Source organism: Streptomyces sp. NPDC096012 (assembly GCF_040426375.1).
In the GTDB taxonomy this organism is placed as follows: domain Bacteria; phylum Actinomycetota; class Actinomycetes; order Streptomycetales; family Streptomycetaceae; genus Streptomyces.
This window is the reverse complement of record NZ_JBEOTD010000012.1, coordinates 3,182-24,053: the sequence shown is the minus strand read 5'-3', so window position 1 is coordinate 24,053 and position 20,872 is coordinate 3,182. Positions and strand designations below refer to the sequence as shown.

At 73.2% G+C, this 20,872-nt stretch carries 16 protein-coding genes and 1 pseudogene; 10 read left to right on the top strand and 7 right to left on the bottom strand.

What is annotated here, in order from left to right; translation table 11 throughout:
- Positions 1-12: 12 nt before the first annotated feature.
- The 3 genes from ABVB68_RS14575 to ABVB68_RS14565 all read right to left on the bottom strand — a co-directional run bounded on the left by ABVB68_RS14575 (position 13) and on the right by ABVB68_RS14565 (position 2,334).
- The gene (locus tag ABVB68_RS14575) at positions 13-663 is read right to left on the bottom strand and encodes a hypothetical protein (RefSeq protein ID WP_353601409.1); all 651 of its coding nucleotides are present in this window, start codon (positions 661-663) and stop codon (positions 13-15) included.
- Positions 651-1,190 carry a SigE family RNA polymerase sigma factor gene (locus ABVB68_RS14570; RefSeq protein WP_055703482.1) on the bottom strand — a complete coding sequence of 180 codons (540 nt, stop codon included), beginning with the start codon at positions 1,188-1,190 and terminating at the stop codon, positions 651-653. The genes ABVB68_RS14575 and ABVB68_RS14570 overlap by 13 nt, the downstream gene beginning before the upstream one ends.
- 268 nt (positions 1,191-1,458) lie before the next feature.
- Complete coding sequence (locus ABVB68_RS14565; protein WP_353601408.1) at positions 1,459-2,334, bottom strand: HhH-GPD family protein; 876 nt, start codon at positions 2,332-2,334, stop codon at positions 1,459-1,461.
- A gap of 180 nt (positions 2,335-2,514) precedes the next feature.
- On the opposite strand from ABVB68_RS14565, the gene ABVB68_RS14560 reads away from it, so the two are divergent.
- Positions 2,515-3,339, top strand: coding sequence for a hypothetical protein (locus tag ABVB68_RS14560; protein WP_353601407.1), 825 nt, complete (start codon positions 2,515-2,517; stop codon positions 3,337-3,339).
- 532 nt (positions 3,340-3,871) lie between these two features.
- Here the strand turns inward: ABVB68_RS14560 and disA are convergent.
- Together disA and radA are read right to left on the bottom strand one after the other, a co-directional pair.
- Positions 3,872-4,996, bottom strand: coding sequence for a DNA integrity scanning diadenylate cyclase DisA (disA, locus tag ABVB68_RS14555; protein ID WP_353601406.1), 1,125 nt, complete (start codon positions 4,994-4,996; stop codon positions 3,872-3,874).
- An 80-nt stretch (positions 4,997-5,076) separates the two neighbouring features.
- On the bottom strand, positions 5,077-6,486 hold the full coding sequence (gene radA, locus ABVB68_RS14550; protein ID WP_353601405.1) for a DNA repair protein RadA: 1,410 nt from the start codon (positions 6,484-6,486) through the stop codon (positions 5,077-5,079).
- Between the two features lie 197 nt (positions 6,487-6,683).
- Between radA and ABVB68_RS14545 the strand changes: the two genes are divergently transcribed.
- Positions 6,684-8,399: a BACON domain-containing protein gene (locus tag ABVB68_RS14545; protein ID WP_353601404.1), complete on the top strand. Its 1,716-nt coding sequence runs from the start codon at positions 6,684-6,686 to the stop codon at positions 8,397-8,399.
- Between the two features lie 539 nt (positions 8,400-8,938).
- Here the strand turns inward: ABVB68_RS14545 and ABVB68_RS14540 are convergent.
- Positions 8,939-9,772 (bottom strand): annotated as a pseudogene (locus ABVB68_RS14540) (DUF3109 family protein); the annotation flags it as partial.
- A 71-nt stretch (positions 9,773-9,843) separates the two neighbouring features.
- On the opposite strand from ABVB68_RS14540, the gene ABVB68_RS14535 reads away from it, so the two are divergent.
- From ABVB68_RS14535 to ilvD, 4 genes are all read left to right on the top strand, one after another.
- A complete protein-coding gene (locus tag ABVB68_RS14535; protein ID WP_353601403.1) occupies positions 9,844-10,776 on the top strand; it encodes a Ppx/GppA family phosphatase in 933 nt (310 codons plus the stop codon).
- A gap of 240 nt (positions 10,777-11,016) precedes the next feature.
- Positions 11,017-11,841, top strand: a complete 825-nt coding sequence (locus ABVB68_RS14530) for a sugar phosphate isomerase/epimerase family protein (RefSeq protein WP_503006114.1) — start codon at positions 11,017-11,019, stop codon at positions 11,839-11,841.
- Positions 11,838-12,533, top strand: coding sequence for a TetR/AcrR family transcriptional regulator (locus ABVB68_RS14525; RefSeq protein ID WP_353601401.1), 696 nt, complete (start codon positions 11,838-11,840; stop codon positions 12,531-12,533). Before ABVB68_RS14530 ends, ABVB68_RS14525 begins: the two co-directional genes overlap by 4 nt.
- A gap of 456 nt (positions 12,534-12,989) precedes the next feature.
- Positions 12,990-14,843, top strand: a complete 1,854-nt coding sequence (gene ilvD / locus ABVB68_RS14520; protein ID WP_353601400.1) for a dihydroxy-acid dehydratase — start codon at positions 12,990-12,992, stop codon at positions 14,841-14,843.
- 384 nt (positions 14,844-15,227) lie between these two features.
- Here ilvD and ABVB68_RS14515 read toward each other — a convergent pair whose 3' ends face one another.
- A complete protein-coding gene (locus ABVB68_RS14515) occupies positions 15,228-17,573 on the bottom strand; it encodes a serine/threonine-protein kinase (protein ID WP_353601399.1) in 2,346 nt (781 codons plus the stop codon).
- A 175-nt stretch (positions 17,574-17,748) separates the two neighbouring features.
- On the opposite strand from ABVB68_RS14515, the gene ABVB68_RS14510 reads away from it, so the two are divergent.
- The 4 genes from ABVB68_RS14510 (at position 17,749) to ABVB68_RS14495 (ending at position 20,655) form a co-directional block, all read left to right on the top strand.
- Positions 17,749-18,072, top strand: a complete 324-nt coding sequence (locus ABVB68_RS14510) for an SH3 domain-containing protein (RefSeq protein WP_353601398.1) — start codon at positions 17,749-17,751, stop codon at positions 18,070-18,072.
- A gap of 438 nt (positions 18,073-18,510) precedes the next feature.
- Complete coding sequence (locus tag ABVB68_RS14505) at positions 18,511-19,035, top strand: EamA/RhaT family transporter (RefSeq protein WP_353601397.1); 525 nt, start codon at positions 18,511-18,513, stop codon at positions 19,033-19,035.
- Between the two features lie 596 nt (positions 19,036-19,631).
- Entirely contained in the window at positions 19,632-20,411 is a 780-nt protein-coding gene (locus ABVB68_RS14500; RefSeq protein WP_353601396.1) for a class I SAM-dependent methyltransferase, read from the top strand.
- A gap of 76 nt (positions 20,412-20,487) precedes the next feature.
- Entirely contained in the window at positions 20,488-20,655 is a 168-nt protein-coding gene (locus ABVB68_RS14495) for a hypothetical protein (protein WP_353601395.1), read from the top strand.
- Positions 20,656-20,872: the final 217 nt, after the last annotated feature.

Sequence of the window (20,872 nt, the reverse complement as noted above, 5' to 3'; positions counted from 1 at the left end):
GGCCGGCGGGAATCAGTTGCCCGGTGCGGGGGTCGCGTCGCCGCCGGCCTTGCTGTAGTCGGTCTCGTGGCTGTCTATGCGGGCGAACCGGCTCGCTTTCCACCTGTACGTGATCACGGTCTCCCGGGACGGGTTCGACACCGGATCGTCCGTGTCGTACACCTGCTTGGTCACGGTCAGATCGGTGCCGTCGATCTCCGAGTAGACCGGCGACTCCTCCGCCTTGAACACATTCTTGTACGTGCCCCCGACGTCCCGGTACACATAGGTGCCGATGCCCACCCAGTCGCGGCAGGTCACCACGTTGACGACGACGTCGTTGACGGGTCCGCCGGTCAGATCGCCGTAGGAGACGTCGACCGGGTACTCGTCACCGCTGCACGCCTTCAGCTCCCGCTTGACCGCCGGGGAGACCGCCGGGTCCTTCTTGACGAGTTCGACGGCGTTCACCCGCCGGTAGGTCCCGGCGGGGCTCGGGCTGGGCGAGGCGAAGGCTCCCGCCCCCGCCGACGCGTGGGCCGGCCCCTCGTCCCGGGCCCCCGTACCCCCGGTGCCGCACGCGGCGGCGAAAAGGGCGACGGCGGCGAGCGCGGACCCCCCCGCGATCACCGCCTGTGTGCTGCCTCGGATCCCCTCGGACCCGGCCTCGGTCAGGCCGCGCAACGCTCCCGCTCCTCACGCTCCAGCGCGCGTGCGTCCAGATCGCGGGCCTCCAGCTCCTCGCGGAGCCGGGCGAGCGCCCGGTGCAGCGTGCTCTTGACCGTACCGGCCGACATGCCGAGGGCCGCGGCCGTCTCCTCCGTGGACATCTGCTCCCAGTGTCGCAGCACCACGACACTGCGCTGCTTCGGTGCGAGCACCTTCATGACGTCCATCAGCAGCGCCCGGTCGGCGTGCTGCTCGGTGGAGTCCTCCACGGAGGCGTCCGGCAGCTGCTCGGTCGGGACCTCTTCCAGCTTGCGCGCCCGCCACCACTCGGTGCGGGTGTTGATCATGACACGGCGCAGATAGGCGTCGGCGAGCCGCTTGTCGGCTATGCCCTCCCAGCGGCCGTACGTCCGCACCAGCGCGGTCTGCAGCAGGTCCTGGGCGTCGACCGGGTCCGGCACCAGCCGGCGGGCGCTGCGCAGCAGCGCGTCCTGCCGTGTGCGGACGTACTCCTCGAATTCGAGCACCTCGCCCTGCGCCATGATCAACCGCCTCCGTTCCCCGTTCTCAGGCTTGCGCCCGAGTCCTGCTGTCCCCGTGTCCCGTGGTCTGCCGGGCACGGAAGAGAAGTTACGGAGCGGTTGTCACGGGGCTGTGCGGAGCAGCCTGCGGCTAGCAATCGGCTGTCCGTCGGTTGTGTAACGGAAGGATGAGGAGGGTAAGAAGTACGGCCCAAATGTCCGTTATTTTAGGTTTTGTCGGGCGAGAGGTCCGGTAACGGGCCCACGGGAGCCGTTACTTGGCCGCCCGTCAGCTCAACGGCAGCCGGTACAGGCCACCGGGCAGCGGCTCCACCAGACCGTCCGTGACGAGCCCGTCGAGCGCGCGGGCCCGCTGCACCGGCTCGTGCCACACGCGGTCCAGCATCGTCTGCGGCACCGGCGCGTGCGCCTCCCGCAGCACGGCGAGCAGCTTGCCGCGCACCTGCCGGTCCGTACCGGCGTAGGTCTGCCCGCGCCGTGGCGGCCCCGCGTGGTCGGGCTTGCCCGCGAGCCGCCAGGCGCACTGCGCGGCGATCGGGCACCGCTGGCAGCCCTCGTTCTTCGCCGTGCACACCAGCGCGCCCAGCTCCATGGAGGCGGCGGCCCACCGGGCGGCGGTCCCCTCGTCCTGCGGCAGCAGTTCCCGGGCCAGCCGCCGCTCCGCCGCCGTGGTCGCGTTCGGCGGGTACTGCACACCGGTCACCGCCCGCGCGAGGACCCGGCGGACATTGGTGTCCAGCACCGCGTGCCGCTGCCCGTACGCGAAGGAGGCGACGGCCGCGGCGGTGTACTCGCCGATCCCGGGCAGCGCCAGCAACTGCGCGTGCTGCGACGGCACGTCACCGCCGTGCCGCTCCGTTATGGCGACGGCGGCGCCGTGCAGCCGCAGGGCCCGGCGCGGATAGCCGAGCCGGCCCCAGGCGCGCACGGCCTCGCCCGGAGCCTCCTTGGCGAGGTCGGCGGGGCGTGGCCAGCGGGCCAGCCACTGCTCGTAGACGGGCAGCACCCGGTTGACCGGGGTCTGCTGGAGCATGAACTCGCTGACCATGACACCCCACGGGCCCGCCTCCGGGCGGCGCCAGGGGAGATCACGGGCATGGGCGTCGAACCAGGCGATCACGGGGGCGTGGAGCATCTCAGTCATGGCCTTCCGATCCTGCCACGGGTTGGCACCCCTGGCGCGTGACGGCGCGGTCACCCGGCGTCGCGATGTGTGAAGAGCCGTGCCGCCTGCGGAAGTTGCCGGAATGATGATCCGGAAAAGTTGGTGTTCGAGCGGCGGGTGACGCGAGCAAGCTCCGCGATCTCTCGTACAGTTTGCGCCGTGGGATCTCTGCGCAATCCGGTCGGGCCGCTCCCCTCCTCCATCTACTGGCGAAGGAGGGTCGCACTGCTGTCGGTGATCGCCGTGTCGGCCCTGCTGATCCTGTGGATCGTCACCACCGGCGGCGGGGGCGGCAAGAAGGACGACGGTGGATCCGACGGCAAGAATCCCACGCACACGATCACGCCGGGACCGTCCTCGTCCGGGCCCGCGATCAGTCAACACCCGGGCGGGCGTGACGATTCGGGCGGCGGCTCCGGTGGCGGCGATGCCGGTACGGGCGGGGGCGGCGGCTCTGACGCCGGTTCCGCGGGTTCCGCCGGTTCCGCGGGTTCCGGTGACGGCTCGGGCAGCGGTTCGGGCTCGGGTCCCGGCACCGGCGACGTCGGTACGGGCGACACGCTTCCGGCGTCCTCCACCCTGCCCAACTGCCCCTCCTCGGCAGTGACGTTGAGCCTGCGGAGCCTGCACAACACCTACTCGCCCGACCAGACGCCCACCTTCGAACTCACCGTGAAGAACGGCTCGTCCGCCGACTGCAAGATCGCTCTCGGGCCGAAGGACACGGTGCTGACCGTCACGCCGGCGGACGGGAGCGACGCCTACTGGTCGTCGGCCGACTGCCCCAAGGGGCCGGGCAGCCTGGCGTTCCGGGTGACGGCGGGCAAGAGCATCACGTACACCGTGAAGTGGGACCGCAGGCCGAGTGCCCCCGAGTGCGCCACACCGCCCGCCGGCTCGGCGAAGCCGGACACCTACCTGCTGGAGGCCAAGGCGCCGGGCTTCGCGAAGGTACGGGCGTCCTTCGTGCTGTCGGCCGACTGAGCCGCCCACCTGCCCGCCCGGACCCGCCGGGACCGGGCGGGACCGGGCGGGGCCGGACGGGACCGGGCGGCGGGCGATGACACGGCCGGCCCGCGCGGGCACCCGGCAGCGGCTACGGGGACGGCCGGGGCGCGGACGGGGTTGTGTCGCCGGGTAGCGGACGGCCGGGTTGCGGACGGCCGGGTTGCGGCGCCGGGGCTCCGGGTTCGCGTCCCCGGGGCTCCGGGCTCGCGGGCCGGTCTCAGAGTCGCCGGGTTTCCGGGATTCGCGCGGCCGGGGCTCCGGGCTCGCGGGCCGGTCTCAGACTCGCCGGGTCCGGGTTTTCGGGATTCGCGCCGCCGGGGCTCCGGGCCCGTGGGCCGGTCGCAGACCCGCCGGGCCTCCGGGGCTTGTGTCGCCGGGTTTCCGGGATTCGCGCGGCCGGGGCTCCGGGCTCGCGGGCCGGTCTCAGAGTCGCCGGGGGTCTCCGGGCTTGTGTCGCCGGGTTTCCGGGATTCGCGCCGCCAGGACTCCGGGCTCGCGCGGGCCCGTCTCAGACGTAGCGTTCGAGGATCGAGGACTCGGCCAGGCGGGACAGGCCCTCGCGGACGCTCCGTGCCCGCGCCTCGCCCACGCCGTCCACGGTCTGCAGGTCGTCCACGCTCGCGGCGAGCAGCTTCTGCAGGCCGCCGAAGTGCTCCACCAGGCGGTCGATGATCGCGCCCGGAAGCCGCGGGACCTTCGCGAGCAGCCGGAAGCCCCGCGGGGACACCGCCGAGTCGAGGGTCTCGGGGGAGCCGGTGTAGCCCAGCGCCCGCGCCACCGTGCCCATTTCGAGAAGCTCCGCGTGGGACAGGGCGTCCAGCTCGGCCAGCGCCTCCTCCACCGTGCGGGAGCGCTTCGCCGTCGGCTCGGGGACGTAGTCCCGGACGACCAGTTCGCGGTCGGGCTCCACGCCCGCGATCAGCTCCTCCAGCTGCAGCGACAGAAGGCGACCGTCCGTGCCCAGTTCGACCACGTACTCGGCGATCTCGGTGGCGATGCGGCGGACCATCTCCAGACGCTGGGCGACCGCCGACACGTCCCGGACGGTCACCAGGTCCTCGATCTCCAGCGCCGACAGGGTGCCCGCCACCTCGTCCAGGCGGAGCTTGTACCGCTCCAGGGTGGCCAGCGCCTGGTTCGCGCGGGAGAGGATCGCCGCCGAGTCCTCCAGCACACGGCGCTGACCGTCCACGTACAGGGCGATCAGACGCATCGACTGGGAGACGGAGACCACCGGGAAGCCGACCTGCTTGCTCACCCGGTCCGCCGTGCGGTGCCGGGTGCCGGTCTCCTCCGTCGGGATCGTCGGGTCCGGGACCAGCTGGACGCCCGCGCGCAGGATCTTCGACAGGTCCGAGGACAGCACGATGCCGCCGTCCAGCTTGCACAGCTCCCGCAGCCGGGTGGCGGCGAACTCGACGTCCAGGACGAAACCGCCCGTGCACATCGCCTCGACCGTCTTGTCGGAGCCGAGGACGATGAGGCCGCCGGTGTTGCCGCGCAGGACCCGCTCCAGGCCGTCACGGAGCGCGGTGCCCGGTGCCACGGCGCTCAGTGAGGCGCGCATCAGGCCCTCGGAACCGGCGCTCCCAGCGGACTTTCCGGGAGCTGCTGCCCGGTCGTTGGCTGCCACTGCACTCCTCCGGTCGCAGGTTCTGACGCGCCTCCGTCCCCGCACTCGGTTCGTACGGACGGGCGAGACCTGCGCAAAGTCTACCGGCGCTCTTCCGACTCCCGTGGGGCCTCTCGGCGACGCGAGCGCGGCAGCACCCGGAGCGCGTCCCCCATGTCGGCGACTTCCAGGACCTTCATGCCGGCCGGCACCTTTCCCGGATCGGTCGGTACGAGCGCGTGCGTGAAGCCCAGCCGGTGGGCCTCGGAGAGCCTGCGCTGCACGCCCGTGACCCGTCTGACCTCGCCCGCGAGGCCCACCTCGCCGATGGCGACCAGGTTCTTCGGCAGCGGGGTGTCGCTGGCCGCGGAGGCGAGCGCGAGGGCGATGGCGAGGTCGGCGGCCGGCTCGGACAGCTTCACGCCGCCCACCGTCGCGGAGTAGATGTCCCGCTTGCCGAGCGCGCTGATCCGGCCGCGCTGCTCCAGCACCGCCAGCATCATCGACACCCGGGAGGTCTCCAGGCCCGAGGTGGTGCGGCGGGGGGAGGGGATCTGGGAGTCGACGGTCAGCGCCTGCACCTCGGCCACCAGCGGGCGGCGGCCCTCCAGGGTGACGGTCAGGCAGGTGCCCGGGACCGGTTCGGCACGGCGGGTCAGGAACAGGCCGCTGGGGTCGGTGAGGCCCGTGATGCCCTCGTCGTGCAGCTCGAAGCAGCCGACCTCGTCCGTGGCGCCGTAGCGGTTCTTCACGCCCCTGACCAGGCGCAGGCGGGCGTGCCGGTCGCCCTCGAAGTGCAGCACGACGTCGACCAGGTGCTCCAGCAGCCGGGGGCCCGCGATCGCGCCGTCCTTGGTGACGTGGCCCACCAGGAGCGTGGACATGCCGCGCTCCTTGGAGGCGCGGATGAGGGCGCCCGCGACCTCCCGCACCTGGGCCATGCCACCGGGCGCTCCCTCGATCTCCGGGGAGGCCACCGTCTGCACCGAGTCGAGGATCAGCAGGGAGGGCTTGACCTCGTCCAAGTGACCGAGGACAGCGGACAGGTCGGTCTCGGCGGCCAGATACAGATCGTCGTCCAGCGCGCCGATGCGGTCGGCGCGCAGCCGCACCTGGCTCGCCGACTCCTCACCGGTGACATAGAGGGTGCGGTGCTCGGCGCTCGCGGACTTGGCGGCCACGTCCAGCAGCAGGGTGGACTTGCCGACGCCGGGCTCGCCCGCGAGGAGCACCACCGCGCCGGGCACCAGGCCGCCGCCGAGCACCCGGTCCAGCTCGGGCACGCCCGTCGTGCGCGCGGTGGCCTGGCGGCCGTCGACCTGGCCGATGGGCAGGGCCGAGCTGGTCACCCGGCCCGGTGCCGTCGTACGGACCGCGGGCGCGCCGTACTCCTCGACCGTGCCCCAGGCCTGGCACTCCGGGCAGCGGCCGAGCCACTTGGCCGTCTGCCAGCCGCACTCGGTGCAGCGGTAGGACGGGCGGTCCTTGGTGGTCTTGGTACGGGCAGCCATGCGGAAACCGTAGCCCGCGCCACTGACAACGCCGCCGGGCCGCGCATGTGGGTGGACCGTTATCGGCCACCACCCGTCGGGATCCGGCCGCTGAACAAAGAGCCCCTGTCCCCTTATGAGGGATCGTTTCACCCGTACGGATTAAAAGTGCTCAAGGTTCCGGAAGGGGCGCTGTTCCGCCGCCTACGGTCGCACGGGTGATGAGCAGCAGCCCGGAGACCACGACCCGCACCACCGGCGCGCACCGGGTGCACCGGGAGGCGCGTGATCGCGCCGCCGCGCGCACCCTCGCCCAGCGGCCGCCGGCGCGCTACGAACCGTACCTGGACGGTCTGTTCACCTACTGTCTGTCGGTGCTGTGCGACCACGACGCGGCCACCGCCGCCCTCGGCGACGTCCTCACGCTGGCCGAGCGGCGCGGGCACCGCGTCCCGGCGGCCACCGGTGACCGCCGGGCCTGGCTGTACGCACTGGCCCGCTGGGCGTGCCTGCGCAAGCTGGCCGAGGCCAAGCAGAAACGTCAGGCCACCCACGCCGCGGGCCGTACGGCCCCGCACGCCGCGGGTCGTACGGACACCGGGACGGCGGTCCCGGACCAGCCCGTCGCCCCCGAGGTCCATGAGCAGCGCCGCCGCGAACTCGCCCTGCTCGCCTGGCCGGAGGCGGCCGGCACCACCCCCGAGCAGCGTGAGGCCCTGGAGCTGGCCGTCCGCCACCACCTGGCCGCCCACGAGGTCGCCGCCGTCCTCGGCATGGAGCCCGCCACCGCGCGCGAGCTGCTGGGCGCGGCCGCCTGCGAGGTGGAGCGCACCCGCGCGGCCCTCGCCGTGGTCGAGACCGGCGGCTGCCCGAGCGTGGCCCATCTCACCGGGGACAGCCGGCTGGTCCTCAGCACCGCGCTGCGCCGCGAGCTGGTCCGGCACGTCGACGACTGCCCGCGCTGCCGCCGCACCGCCGAACGCGCCGCCTCCGGCCACTGGCCGGGCGCCACGGTCACCCCGGCGGAGCTGCCCGTCCTGGAGGCCCCGCGGCCGGCCCTCCACATGGCTCTCGCCCACCAGGCACGCGCGCGGGGGACGGCGGTACCCCGGTTCGACCGGCGCGGCTTCCCGATGGATCCCAAGGACCGGGCGGCCCGGCGCGACCGCCTGCGCTCGCGTGCCGTGACGACGACCGTCGTCGCCACGGTCGTCGCCGCGCCCGTGCTCGCCCTGTGGGCCGCCTACCGGGGGGCTCCGGCGGCCGACGGGGACGGCCACCCCGCCACCGCGCACGAGGCGCAGGGCCCCGACGCGCTCGGCGACGACGCGGCGGGCGGCTACGAGAACGCGGGCAACGCCAGAGCGAAGCCCGGGGCGCACGGCGGCAAGGACGGCAAGCCGGACGTCTCCGTGGAGGTCGTCAGCGTCTCCGGGGCCGGCGAGAAGGGCGCCGGACAGCTCACGGTCGGCGCGGCCAACGAGGGCGACACGACCCTGATCACGCTCACCGCCTCCGGCTCCTCCCCGGTGCGCTGGTCCGCGTCCACCTCGGCGGGCTGGCTCTACCTCAGCCGCTCCGCGGGGACCCTCCAGCCCGGCGAGACGTTGACGATCAAGGTGTACGTCGACCACCTGCGCGAGCCGTCCGGACACTGGCACGCACAGGTGGCGATCTCCCCGGCCGGCGCCGTGGTCACGATCGACGGCTACGGCACCGCGCCGAGCGGCCGCCCGACCCCGCCGTCGTCGCCCACGCCCGACCCGACGCCGTCCGACACGCCTCCCACCGAGCCGCCGTCCAGCCGGCCCACACCACCCAGCGACCCGCCTTCCACCCCGCCGGACTCCACCCCTCCGGACTCCACGAGCCCGTCCGCACCCCCGTCCTCCTCCCCACCGGGCGAGGACACCCCGACCCCGTCGGGAAGCTGATCGGCGATTGCGCCGGGCGCGGCGGAAGACACTGGGCTCGGCGGAGGGATCCCGGCTCGGCGGAGGCCGCCGGGCGGACAGGGCATGTGTCGCTGCCCGTCCGCCGGTCAGGTCCGCCGGTCCGTCCGGTGGGGGCCGGGCCGCCGGTCAGTCCGGTCGGGGGGTCAGGTCCGCCAGTCAGTCCGGTCGGGTCAGGGCCGCCGGCCAGCCCCCTCCGGTCAGGCCCGCAGGTCAGTCCCCTCCGGCCAGGCCGGTTCGGTCAGGCCCGCCGGTCAGGTCCGCCGGTCCGTCCCGTCGGGGCCGGGCCGCCGGTCAGTCCGGTCGGGGGGCAGGTCCGCCGGTCAGTCCGGTCGGGTCAGGGCCGCCGGCCAGCCCCCTCCGCTCAGGCCCGCAGGTCAGTCCCCTCCGGCCACGCCGGTTCGGTAAGGCCCGGCGGGCAGGGCCGCCGGTCAGTCCCGTCCGGGCCGCGTCGGCCGCTGGGTCGTCCGTGGCGTCTGCGCCTGGGGCGTCAGGGGCGTCCGGGATGCCGGAGGCTGCGGCGCGGGGTCGGCGGGGTGGGGGGCGACCAGGGGCAGCTGCGACGCCAGCCGCTGTTCGCACAGCTCGACCAGACGGTCGTAGCCCGCCTTGCCCATCAGCTCGGTCAGCTCGGGCCGGTAGGTGACGTACACCGGGTCGCCCGCGCCGTGCGCCGAGGTGGCCGACGTGCACCACCAGTGCAGGTCGTGGCCGCCCGGACCCCAGCCCCGGCGGTCGTACTCGCCGATGGACACCTGCAGAACGCGCGTGTCGTCCGGCCGGTCGATCCAGTCGTACGTCCGCCGCACCGGCAGCTGCCAGCACACGTCCGGCTTGGTCTCCAGCGGCTCCCGGCCCTCCTTCAGGGCGAGGATGTGCAGCGAGCAGCCCGCGCCGCCCGCGAACCCGGGCCGGTTCTGGAAGACGCAGGAGCCCTGGAAGGGGCGCGTCTGCCGGGAGCCGTCCTCGTCCTCGGAGATCCAGCCGTTCCGCAGGCCCTCGTCGTGGTGCTGCCAGATCTCCGGGGTGAGCCGCGCGACGTGCTCGGCCACCCGCTTCTCGTCGTCCTCGTCGGAGAAGTGGGCGCCCAGCGAGCAGCACCCGTCGTCCGCGCGGCCCGCCTGGATGCCCTGGCAGCCGCTGCCGAAGATGCAGTTCCAGCGAGAGGTCAGCCATGTCAGATCACAGCGGAAGACCTGCTCGTCGTCCGCCGGATCAGGGAACTCCACCCAGGCGCGCGCGAAGTCCAGCCCCTTCTCGTCGCTCACCTTCGATCCCTTGGGTGACTTGCCGCTCTTGCGAACCTTGCCCGCAAGATCCGTTTTTTCGGAGTTCGCCTTTTTCGTCTTTGGCACTCGTCCAGGGTAAGTGGCCCGGGCCCGCTCCGGGGACCGGGCGCGGACGTTCTGGCAGTAGCGTTCCGTACATGAGACTCGGTGTCCTGGACGTGGGTTCGAACACGGTGCATCTGCTGGTGGTGGACGCCCACCCCGGCGCGTGCCCGCTGCCCGCGCATTCGCACAAGGCCGACCTTAGGCTCGCCCAACTCCTCGACGACAGCGCTGCCATCGGCGACGAAGGCATAGAGAGGCTGATCGCCGTCGTACGGGACGCGCTCCAGGCCGCCGAGGACAAGGGCGTGGAGGACCTGCTGCCGTTCGCCACCTCCGCCGTACGCGACGCCGGCAACGCCGACGACGTCCTCGCGCGCGTGGAGGCCGAGACCGGCGTACGGCTCCAGGTGCTCTCCGGCGAGGAGGAGGCCCGGCTCACCTTCCTCGCGGTCCGCCGCTGGTTCGGCTGGTCCGCCGGAAAGCTGCTGGTCCTGGACATCGGCGGCGGATCCCTGGAGATCGCCTACGGCATGGACGAGGAGCCGGACGCCGCCGTCTCCCTGCCGCTCGGCGCCGGCCGTCTCACCGCAGGCTGGCTGCCCGGCGACCCGCCCGACCCGGAGGACGTCCGCGCGCTGCGCCGGCACGTCCGTGCGCAGATCGCCCGCACGGTCGGCGAGATCAGCCGCTTCGGTGCCCCCGATCACGTGGTGGCCACGTCCAAGACCTTCAAGCAGCTGGCCCGCATCGCCGGCGCCGCCCGCAGCACAGAGGGTGTGTACGTCCAGCGCGAACTCAAGCGGGAGTCCCTGGAGGCCTGGGTCCCGCGCCTGTCCGGCATGACCACGCAGCAGCGCTGCGAACTGCCCGGCGTGTCGGAGGGCAGGGCGAACCAGCTCCTCGCCGGCGCCCTGGTGGCCGAGGCCGCCATGGACCTGTTCGGCGTGGAGAAGGTGGAGATCTGCCCGTGGGCACTGCGCGAGGGCGTGATCCTGCGGCGGCTCGATCACATGGGGTCCGACTAGAGACCGGAGGGACCGGGCGGCGGCCGGCCGGGCAGGCAGGCAGGGCGGACCGGCCAAGGGCGGCAGCGAAAACCGGCGGTCCGGGCTGGGCAGGGCAGGGCAGGGCAGGGCAGGGCAGGGTCGGCCCGGCGGGCCGGGTGCGGGGGAGGCGTGCGGTGGATCACGGCGGGCCGCACCCGCGCGCATGGCAAACCTCACACCGGCGAACAGGCACCCAACACCCGGGCCCCCCAACGCCGTATGGTGTCGGACGTGGCTGAACCAAGGGACGTGTCCGTCGCCCTGTCGACAGCCTCCGTATACCCGGAGTCGACCGCGACGGCCTTCGAGATCGCCGCGCGCCTCGGCTACGACGGCGTCGAGGTCATGGTGTGGACCGACCCGGTCAGCCAGGACATCGAGGCGCTGCGCCGGCTGTCGGACTACCACGGCATCCCGATCCTGGCGGTCCACGCGCCCTGTCTGCTGATCACCCAGCGGGTCTGGTCGACCGACCCCTGGGTCAAGCTCCAGCGGGCCCGGGCGGCCGCGGAGAAGCTGGGCGCCTCCACCGTCGTCGTGCACCCGCCCTTCCGGTGGCAGCGGCAGTACGCACGGGACTTCGTCGACGGGGTCTGGCGGATGGCCGACGAGACGGACGTGCGATTCGCCGTCGAGAACATGTACCCGTGGCGCTACCGCGACCGCGAGATGCTCGCCTACGCCCCCGACTGGGACGTCACCCGCGACGACTACCGCCACTTCACGATCGACCTCAGTCACACGGCGACGGCCCGCACCGACGCGCTGGACATGATCGACCGCATGGGCGACCGCCTCGGCCACGTGCATCTGGCCGACGGCCGGGGCTCGGCCAAGGACGAGCACCTCGTCCCCGGCCGCGGCACCCAGCCCTGTGCCGAGCTGCTCGAACGCCTGTCGTTCTCCGGCTTCGACGGCCATGTCGTCATCGAGGTCAACACCCGGCGGGCGTTGTCCAGCGCCGAGCGTGAGGCCGACCTCGCCGAAGCCCTGGAGTTCACGCGCAAGCACCTCGCCTCGGCCGTGCGGGTGCCCCGGCGATGACCGAGACCACGCCCCCGGCGCCGAAGGGGACGCCCCCGGCGTCGAAGGAGCCGGCCCTGGCGGCGACGGAGACGGGCCCGGCAGCCGCGAAGGGATCCGGGGTACGCCGGCGCGGCCGGCCACCGCGCACCGAGTCCGCCGGCACCCGCGACCGCATCCTGGCCGCGGCCCGCGAGGAGTTCTCCGAGCGTGGCTACGAGAAGACGTCCGTCCGCGGGATCGCCAAGGGCGCCGGCGTGGACTCGGCACTCGTCCACCACTACTTCGGCACCAAGGAGCAGGTCTTCGAGGCGGCCGTCGAGGTCGCCTTCGCACCCGCGCTGAACGCCCCGAACACGCTGGCCGACGGTCCGCTGGACGGCGTGGGGGAGCGGCTGACCCGCTTCGTCTTCGGTGTCTGGGACAACCCCACGACCCGTGCGCCCCTTCTCGCGATCCTCCGGTCGGCGGTGAACAACGAGACCGCCGCCGCCGTCTTCCGCCGCCTCGTCGCGAGCCAGCTGCTGCGCCGCATCGCCGCCCAGCTGGACCTGCCGGACGCGGAGCTGCGGGCCGAGCTGGCGGCCGCGCAGCTGGTGGGCACCGCGATGATGCGCTACGTGATCAAGCTGGAGCCGCTGGCGTCCGCGGACCTGGAGCAGATCATCGCGCGGGTCGCTCCCGTCGTACAGGGACACCTGACACAGCCCTGAGCGGCGCGCCTCCGGACGGGTCGCAGCCCTGTCGGGCCAGATCTCCGCCCACACCTCACGAGTCGGCCGGCCGAGCGCAGCTCAAGGAGGTGTGGCGGGCCGACCGTGTCATGGCGGCCGTCTTCGCCTCCGGGGGAACGCCCTCAGGTGCCCGGCCGGCAGGGTCAGCAGCAGCCGGTCCAGGGGCGCGCCTCCGGGCGGGGCGCAGCCCTGAGCGGCGCGCCCCTCGCGACGCATCGCACCGACAGAGCGGCCCACCCCTCGCAGTGCGTCGCACCGGCAGAGAAGTGCTCGCGGAGCGTCGGGGCGTCGAAGCGCCGAGCGGAGTGCTCCGTGGAACACGCGTCCCGCATTCCGGACAGTCGTGTCCACCGGTTGGAGGGGCGGCGTACGCTCGGAGTGAGTCAGAACTCTGGCAGATCACTTCTGGCAGACGGTCTTCGAAGGAGAGCGACGATGCCCGAGCTGAGGTCCCGCACAGTCACCCACGGCCGCAACATGGCGGGCGCCCGCGCCCTTATGCGCGCCTCCGGTGTACCCGGTGCGGACATCGGCCGGAAGCCGGTCATCGCCGTCGCGAACTCCTTCACGGAGTTCGTGCCGGGCCACACCCACCTGCAGCCGGTCGGCCGGATCGTCAGTGAGGCGATCAAGGAGGCGGGCGGCATCCCGCGCGAGTTCAACACGATCGCGGTCGACGACGGCATCGCCATGGGCCACGGCGGCATGCTGTACTCCCTGCCCTCCCGCGACCTGATCGCGGACTCGGTGGAGTACATGGTCGAGGCGCACTGCGCCGACGCCCTGGTCTGCATCTCCAACTGCGACAAGATCACCCCGGGCATGCTGATGGCAGCCCTGCGCCTGAACATCCCGACGGTCTTCGTCTCCGGCGGCCCCATGGAGTCCGGCCGGGCCACCCTGGTCGACGGCACGGTCCGCACGCTCGACCTGGTCGACGCGATCTCCGACGCCGTGAACGACAAGATCTCGGACGAGGACATCCTCCGTATCGAGGAGAACGCCTGTCCGACCTGCGGCTCGTGTTCCGGCATGTTCACCGCCAACTCGATGAACTGCCTCACCGAGGCGATCGGCCTGTCCCTGCCCGGCAACGGCTCGGTCCTCGCCACGCACACCGCGCGCAAGCGGCTCTACGTCGACGCGGCCCGCACGGTCATGGACATCACCCGCCGCTACTACGAGCAGGACGACGCCACGGTCCTGCCGCGCAACGTCGCCACCTTCCAGGCCTTCGAGAACGCCATGGCCCTGGACATCGCGATGGGCGGCTCCACCAACACGATCCTGCACCTGCTGGCCGCCGCCCAGGAGGCGGGCGTCCCCTTCGGACTGGAGGAGATCGACGCGGTCTCGCGCCGGGTGCCCTGCCTGGCCAAGGTCGCGCCCAACGTCGCGAAGGACCGCACGTACTACATGGAGGACGTGCACCGCGCCGGCGGCATCCCGGCCCTGCTCGGTGAACTGCACCGCGCGGGCCTCCTCAACGAGGACGTGCACGCCGTCCACAGCCCCTCGCTGTCGGACTGGCTGAAGACGTGGGACGTCCGCGGCGGCTCCCCGTCCCCCGAGGCCGTCGAGCTGTGGCACGCGGCGCCCGGCTGCGTCCGCTCCGCCGAGGCCTTCTCCCAGTCCGAGCGCTGGGAGGCCCTGGACGACGACGCCGAGGGCGGCTGCATCCGCTCCGCCGAGCACGCGTACTCCAAGGACGGCGGCCTCGCGGTCCTGCGCGGCAACCTCGCCGTCGACGGCTGCGTGGTGAAGACGGCCGGCGTCGACGAGTCGATCTGGACCTTCGAGGGCCCGGCCGTGGTCTGCGAGTCCCAGGAGGAGGCCGTCCAGCGGATCCTCACCCAGGAGGTCAAGGACGGCGACGTCGTCGTCATCCGCTACGAGGGCCCCAAGGGCGGCCCCGGCATGCAGGAGATGCTGTACCCGACCTCGTACCTGAAGGGCCGCGGCCTCGGCAAGACCTGCGCGCTGATCACCGACGGCCGTTTCTCCGGCGGCACCTCCGGCCTCTCCATCGGTCACGCCTCGCCCGAAGCGGCCTCCGGCGGCACCATCGCGCTGGTCCGGGACGGCGACCGCATCCGCATCGACATCCCCGGCCGCACGATCGAGCTGCTGGTGGACGAGGACGAGCTGGCCCGGCGCGAACAGGCGCTGAACGGCGTCTACGCCCCGAAGAACCGCGACCGCAAGGTCTCCGTCGCCCTGCGGGCCTACGCGGCCATGGCGACCAGCGCGGACAAGGGCGCGGTCCGCGACGTGAGCAAGCTGGCCTGACCGCCTGACCGCCTGACCGCCTGACCGCCTGACCGCCTGACCGCCTGACCGCCTGACCGCCTGACCGCCTGACCGGTGATGGCTGACGGCCTGACCGGTGATGGCTGACGGCCTGACCGGTGATGGCTGACGGCCTGACCGGTGGTGGCTGACGGCCTGACCGGTGGCCGCCTGACGGCTTGACCGCCGGACCGCGTGATGGGTGGCCGCCTGGTGACCGGCTGACCGCTTGACCGTCTGGTCGCCTGACCGTCTGGTCGCCTGACCGTCCGGCCGTCTGGTCGCTTGGCGGCTGGGCCGGTGATCGCTTGGCCGTCTGACCGCCCGTCCCTCCGACCCGGACTTCGCGCAGGGGCCGCTCCCTCGGGGGCGGCCCCTGTCGTCTCACCAGGTCGCCGGATCCCGGGCGTCCACGGCGAAGACGGTGCCGTCGGGAGCGGTGGCGTAGACGTGGCCGCCGTCGACCAGCGGGGCCGGCAGTGCGGCCGGGACCGTTCCCGAGTTCACGCCGAGCCGCGGCGGTGTCTGCCCGAGCAGGCGTCCGCTGCGGGCGTCCACGGCGAGCAGACGGCCGTCGGGCGCGCTGAAGTACACGTGCGCGGCGGTGGCGGCGGGGGAGGAGCCGCGGCTCACGGCCGTTTCGAGGTGCCAGAGCCGCTTGCCGGTGCGCAGGTCCACGGCTTCCAGTGAGCCACCGGCGGCCAGCAGATAGATCACGTGTCCGCGCACCGTGGCCTGCGGCGTCGTGAGCGGCACGGACAGCTTCATCCGGCGCGTCCGCCTCGTGACCGGTGAGTAGTGGACCACCGCGTCCGTGACCGCTTCGGCGTTGTCGTCGGACAGCAGGACCAGCGAACCGTCCTCGCTGCCGACGGGCCGCAGCGCCCCCCGCAGGCGGGCCGACCAGCGTGTGTCACCGGTACCCGTCTCCAGCGTGGTGACCAGTGTGTACGCCCCGTCCGCGGAGGTGGCGGCCGCATGGACCAGCGAGCCGTCGGCGTCACCGACCAGGGTCGGGATGCCGGGACCGGACAGCCGCCGGTGCCATACGTCGCGCCCCGACCTCCCGTCCACTCCCGTCACGGTGCCGTCCGCACCGGCGACGAGGAGCATGTCGCCGGTGATCCCCGCACCCGAGTCGCCGGGCAGCGTGCGCCGCCAGCGGGTTCTGCCGGACGCCGGATCGAGGGCCGCCACCCGTCGGCCACCGTCCGGCGGCAGCACCATCAGCGCCCCGGCCGGCGCGGGGGCGCCCTGCCTGTCGTCCCCGGCGACCGTACGCCGCCAGAGCAGCGCGCCGTCCGTCACGTCGAGGGCGTAGGCCGACCCGGACCGGAAGCACAGCAACCTCCGGGCGGCCTCCGTGCACTGCGGCATTCCGGAACCCTTGCCGGTCGGCTCGGTCCGCCACGCGGTGAACCCGGGCGCGCCAGCGGTCGCGCCGGTCCCCTTCACCGCAGGGCCGTCGTCGTCCCGCGGCCACAGCAGCACCGCGAGCACACCGCCCGCGACCAGGGCGGCCGTCGTGACACCGATCAAGGCCCGCCCACTCGGCCGCCCGAAGAACGACAGCCGCCCCGCGGGTGCTCGGCCACGGTCGGCTTCTTGCCCCGCGTGCGCTGAATCGCGGACAGCCTCTTGCCCCGCGTGCGCTGGATCGCGGTCGGCTTCTTGCCCTGCGTGCACTCGGCCGGGGAGGGCACGGCGGCGCCCCACGAGCGGCCACCCGGAAAGGGAAGGTCCTTCCACGGGCGCCCGGCCGCCTCCCACGGCCGCCCGGCCGAGGAACGGCCATCGCCGTGACGAGCGGCTCGCGGGTTCCGGCGCCGCCACCGCCGGGTCCTGCGCCCCCGCGTCGTCATCGGTCCGCTGCTCCGGTATGAAGGCCTGCGTGTCGTACGAGGCCGCCACCGAACGCAGCTCCCGCATCAGCTCGTCGGGGGTCGGCCGCTCGTCCGGTTCCTTGGCGAGACAGCGCCGGACCAGCGGTGCGAGGCTCTCCGGCATCCCTGTCAGGTCGGGTTCGTCGTGCACCACCTGGTACGCCACCACGTACGGACTGTCCGAGTCGAACGGCCCCCGCCCGGTCGCCGCGTGCACCAGTACGGACCCGAGGGCGAAGATGTCCGCCGCCGGCCCCACCTCCCGCGGCCGCCGGAACTGCTCGGGCGCCATGAACGGCGGCGTGCCGATCAACTTCCCGGTCTCCGTGCGCAGTTCGCTGTCCGTGGGCCGCGAGATGCCGAAGTCGATGACCTTCGGCCCGTCCTCCGCGAGCAGAACGTTGCTCGGCTTGAGATCCCGGTGCACCACCCCGACCCGGTGGATGTCCCGCAGTGCCTCCGCGAGCCCCGCCATCAGCCGCCGCACCTGCTCAGGGGCCATGGGGCCGTTCCGCTTCACGTGCTCGGAAAGGGTGGGCCCAGGAATGAACAGCGTGGCCATCCAGGGCCGCTCGGCCTCCGGGTCGGCGTCGACGACCGGTGCGGTGAAGGCACCGCTCACCCGCCGGGCGGCAGCCACCTCCTGCCGGAAACGACCCCTGAACTCCGGATCCCGCGCGAACTCGGCGTGTACGACCTTCACCGCGAGCTTCATCCCCGAGGTGCTGCGGGCGAGGTGGACGACGCCCATGCCCCCGGAGCCGAGGCATGACTCCAGATGGTAGTGACCGGCATATTCCGGAAGCTCCGCTTCCGCGCCCGCTCCGGTGCTGCGCTGTGGCGTCATGGACCGCCCCCCGTGCTCATCGTCCGCGCGCGACGCACGGAGCCTAGTCGATGACTCGTACGAGACAGAGGCGGCTTGCTAGCCTCCGGGTGCGAGTTGCGCACTGTTGTTCCGTGACTCGCTTCGAGCAGGAGGGGGTCCCCGGGAAGCCGCGGGACCAAGGGGGAGAGGTCTCATGTCCGTCGACCGTTCGGAAGCAGCCCAGGGCCTGGACGAGCTGGAAGCCCTGACGGCGCAGTCCGCCGCCGCACGCACGTTCCCGGTGGCCCCGGGCGTCCGGGTGAACGTCCGCAGCGGCCCCGGCACCCAGTACGGCATCGTCCGCGTGCTCCCGGAGGGCGCCCGCGTCACGATCTTCTGCCAGTCACCCGGCACCACGGTCACGGGCCCCTACGGCACCACGAACATCTGGGACAACATCGACAACGGCCAGTACGTCTCCGACGCCTACGTCCACACGGGCAGCGACGGCTACGTCACCGGCCGCTGCACGGGCTGACCCCCGGGCCGCGACGCCCTCGCCGGCCGCTGCGCGGGCTAACCCCCCGGGCCGCGATGCCCTCGCCGGCCGCAGCGCGGGCTGACCCCCGGGCCGCGATGCCCTCGCCGGCCGCAGCCGACCCGGCCGTGGCCGGCCGAGGTAACCACCATGGCCGTCTGCGCCGACCCCGCCGTGGCTGAGGTAGCCACCATGGCCGCCTGCGCCGACCCCGCCGTGGCTGAGGTAGCCACCATGGCCGCCTGCGCCGACCCCGCCGTGGCCGAGGTAGCCGCCATGGCCCCCGGCCGACCCTGCCGAAGGTGCGGTAGCGACCAACGCTCCGGCCGACCGGGCGGACACGGCCGGGCTCGCCGCGGCCGACCTGGCCGCAGCCGCCGCAGCTGCCGCAGCCGACCCCGCCGGTGACCCGCCTTCCTCCGGCGCCATAATCGTCTCGTGAGCGACGAAACCGGCACCCCGGACACCCCGGCGGCCACCGCGGGCGGAGCAGCGGTCCCGGGCGGTCCCCGCCCCGAGCCCCTGCGCTTCTTCGGCACCTCCTGGGTCAACCACGACAACGGCTATGCGGCCCGCCGCGCCGGTGTCGCCGTCGGCGCGCTCCTCGCGGCCGCCGTCGCCTGTCTGGTGCTGCGTTTCGCCTACGACGGCATCCAGATCGCCGGCTCCGGGTCCTTCGTGACCGTGTTGGTCGTCGGCATGTTCGCGATCTGCAGCGCGCTCGCCTTCCGCAACACCTGGGAGGGCTTCGGCAAGCGTCATGACCCCGAGCGCCAGGCCTCGTTGCGCGGTCTGCTCGCCATCGGTTTCGTCGGCTCCCTCCTCGCCCATTTCTTCCGCGCCTTCACCGAAGCTCCGGGGGAGAAGCTGCACCGCGAGGAATTCGAGAAGGCCCGCGAGGAATACGAACGCCGGGTGACCCGCCGCACCGGAAACCCGTCGAAGAGGAAGCGGCAACGGTGACTTTCGCGAGCCGGTGGCACCAGCCGGTTCCCGAGGAATACGAACGCCGGGTGACCGGGCGCACCGGAAACCCGTCGAAGGAGAAGCGGCAACGGTGACTTTCGCGAGCCGGTGGCACCAGCCGGTTCCCGAGGAATACGAACGCCGGGTGACCGGGCGCACCGGAAACCCGTCGAAAGGGACCGCGCCTGCCGACGCCACACCGCAACCGGCTGGACGCCCTCTCCGCAGGCACACGCCTTCCCCGCCTTCCCCGTTGCCGGGTGCGGGCGTCCGGTGGCTGGTCGCGCAGTTCCCCGCGCGCGTTCGGTGCGCTCAGCTCAGCGCCCCCGAAGGGGCGCGGGGAACTGCGCGAGAACCACGGCGGACCCGCACCCGTCGCACGGCCCGGCCCCGAGGTGACGCCCGACCAGGTCGCGAACTGGTCGTGCCGCCTGCCTGCCGAGATCGGGCTGGACTTGGCCGCGAGCTGGTTGTGCCGTCCGCCCGCCGACGCCACACCGCACTCGGCCTACCGCTGGTCGTGCCGTCCCCCTGCCGGTGCCGCGGCCCGAAAACCCTGCGGCGCCGGACGCACATTCGGCGAGCATGGTCGTATGCCTACGACGCAGCAGCCCTCGCACGCGGACCGCGCGCACTCCTTCAACGCAGCCGCCGCCCAGTACGCAGCCAACCGCCCCTCCTATCCGTCCGCCCTCTTCGACGCAATCGAGGACCTGGCCGGCCGGCCCCTGTCCGGGGCGAGGGTGGTGGACGTCGGCGCCGGCACCGGAATCGCCACCGCCCTCCTGCACGCCCGCGGCGCCGACGTCCTCGCGGTCGAACCCGGCGCCGGCATGGCCGCCGAGTTCCGCCGCTCACTGCCGTGTCTCCCCGTCGTCCGGGGCGACGGCAACGCCCTTCCGGTGGCCGACGCCCACGCCGACTTCCTCACCTACGCCCAGGCCTGGCACTGGACCGACACCGCGCGCTCGGTCCCGGAGGCGCTGCGCGTGCTGCGGCCAGGAGGCGCACTGGCCCTGTGGTGGAACACCGAGGCGCTGGACGTCGAATGGATCGCCGCGGCCGCCGACCGCGCCGCCCGCTTCCTCGGCGTGGACGGCGCCGCCGAGAAGGGCAAGGCCCGTGACCGTACGGACCTGGCCGACCCCAGCGGCCGACTCGACTTCACCCGCCGCGAGGTCCGCTGGAGCCGCCGGGTGCCGGTCGACACCCACCTCGCCAACCTCGGCAGCCACTCCGCGTTCCTCGTGACGCCCGAGAGCCGCAGGTCCGCCTTCCTGGACGAGGAGCGCGCCCACCTGCTGCACGTCTTCCCCGACGGAATCGTCGAGGAGACCTACGTCGTGCTCCTCCTCGTCGCCACCAAGCCCTGACCCGGGTCATCCGCGTCCTGACCCGGGTCATCCTTGCCCCTGACTCGGCTCATCCGCATCCTGACCCTGGTCATCCGTGCCCCTGACTCGGCTCATCCGCATCCTGACCCTGGTCATTTGCGTCCTGACCCGGATCATCCTTGCCCTGACGGTCAGCCGTGTCCTGAGCCCGGTCATCCGTGCCCTGCCTCGGCTCATCCGCGCCCTGACTCCGGTCAGCCGCGCCCTGGCCCCGCTCACTTGACCCCGGAGAGGGGCGGCCGGCGTCGCCCCCGACCGCCGCCCCGGCACGTCTCCAGCGCCCCAGCCCGCCGCCTGTAGCCCCGGGCCCACTGCCGCAATCCGCCGCCACCCCCTCGGGGCGCGCCACTGCCGCAATCCGCCGCCACCCCCTCGGGGCGCGCCACTGCCGCAATCCGCCGCCACCCCCTCGGGGCGCGCCACTGCCGCAATCCGCCGCC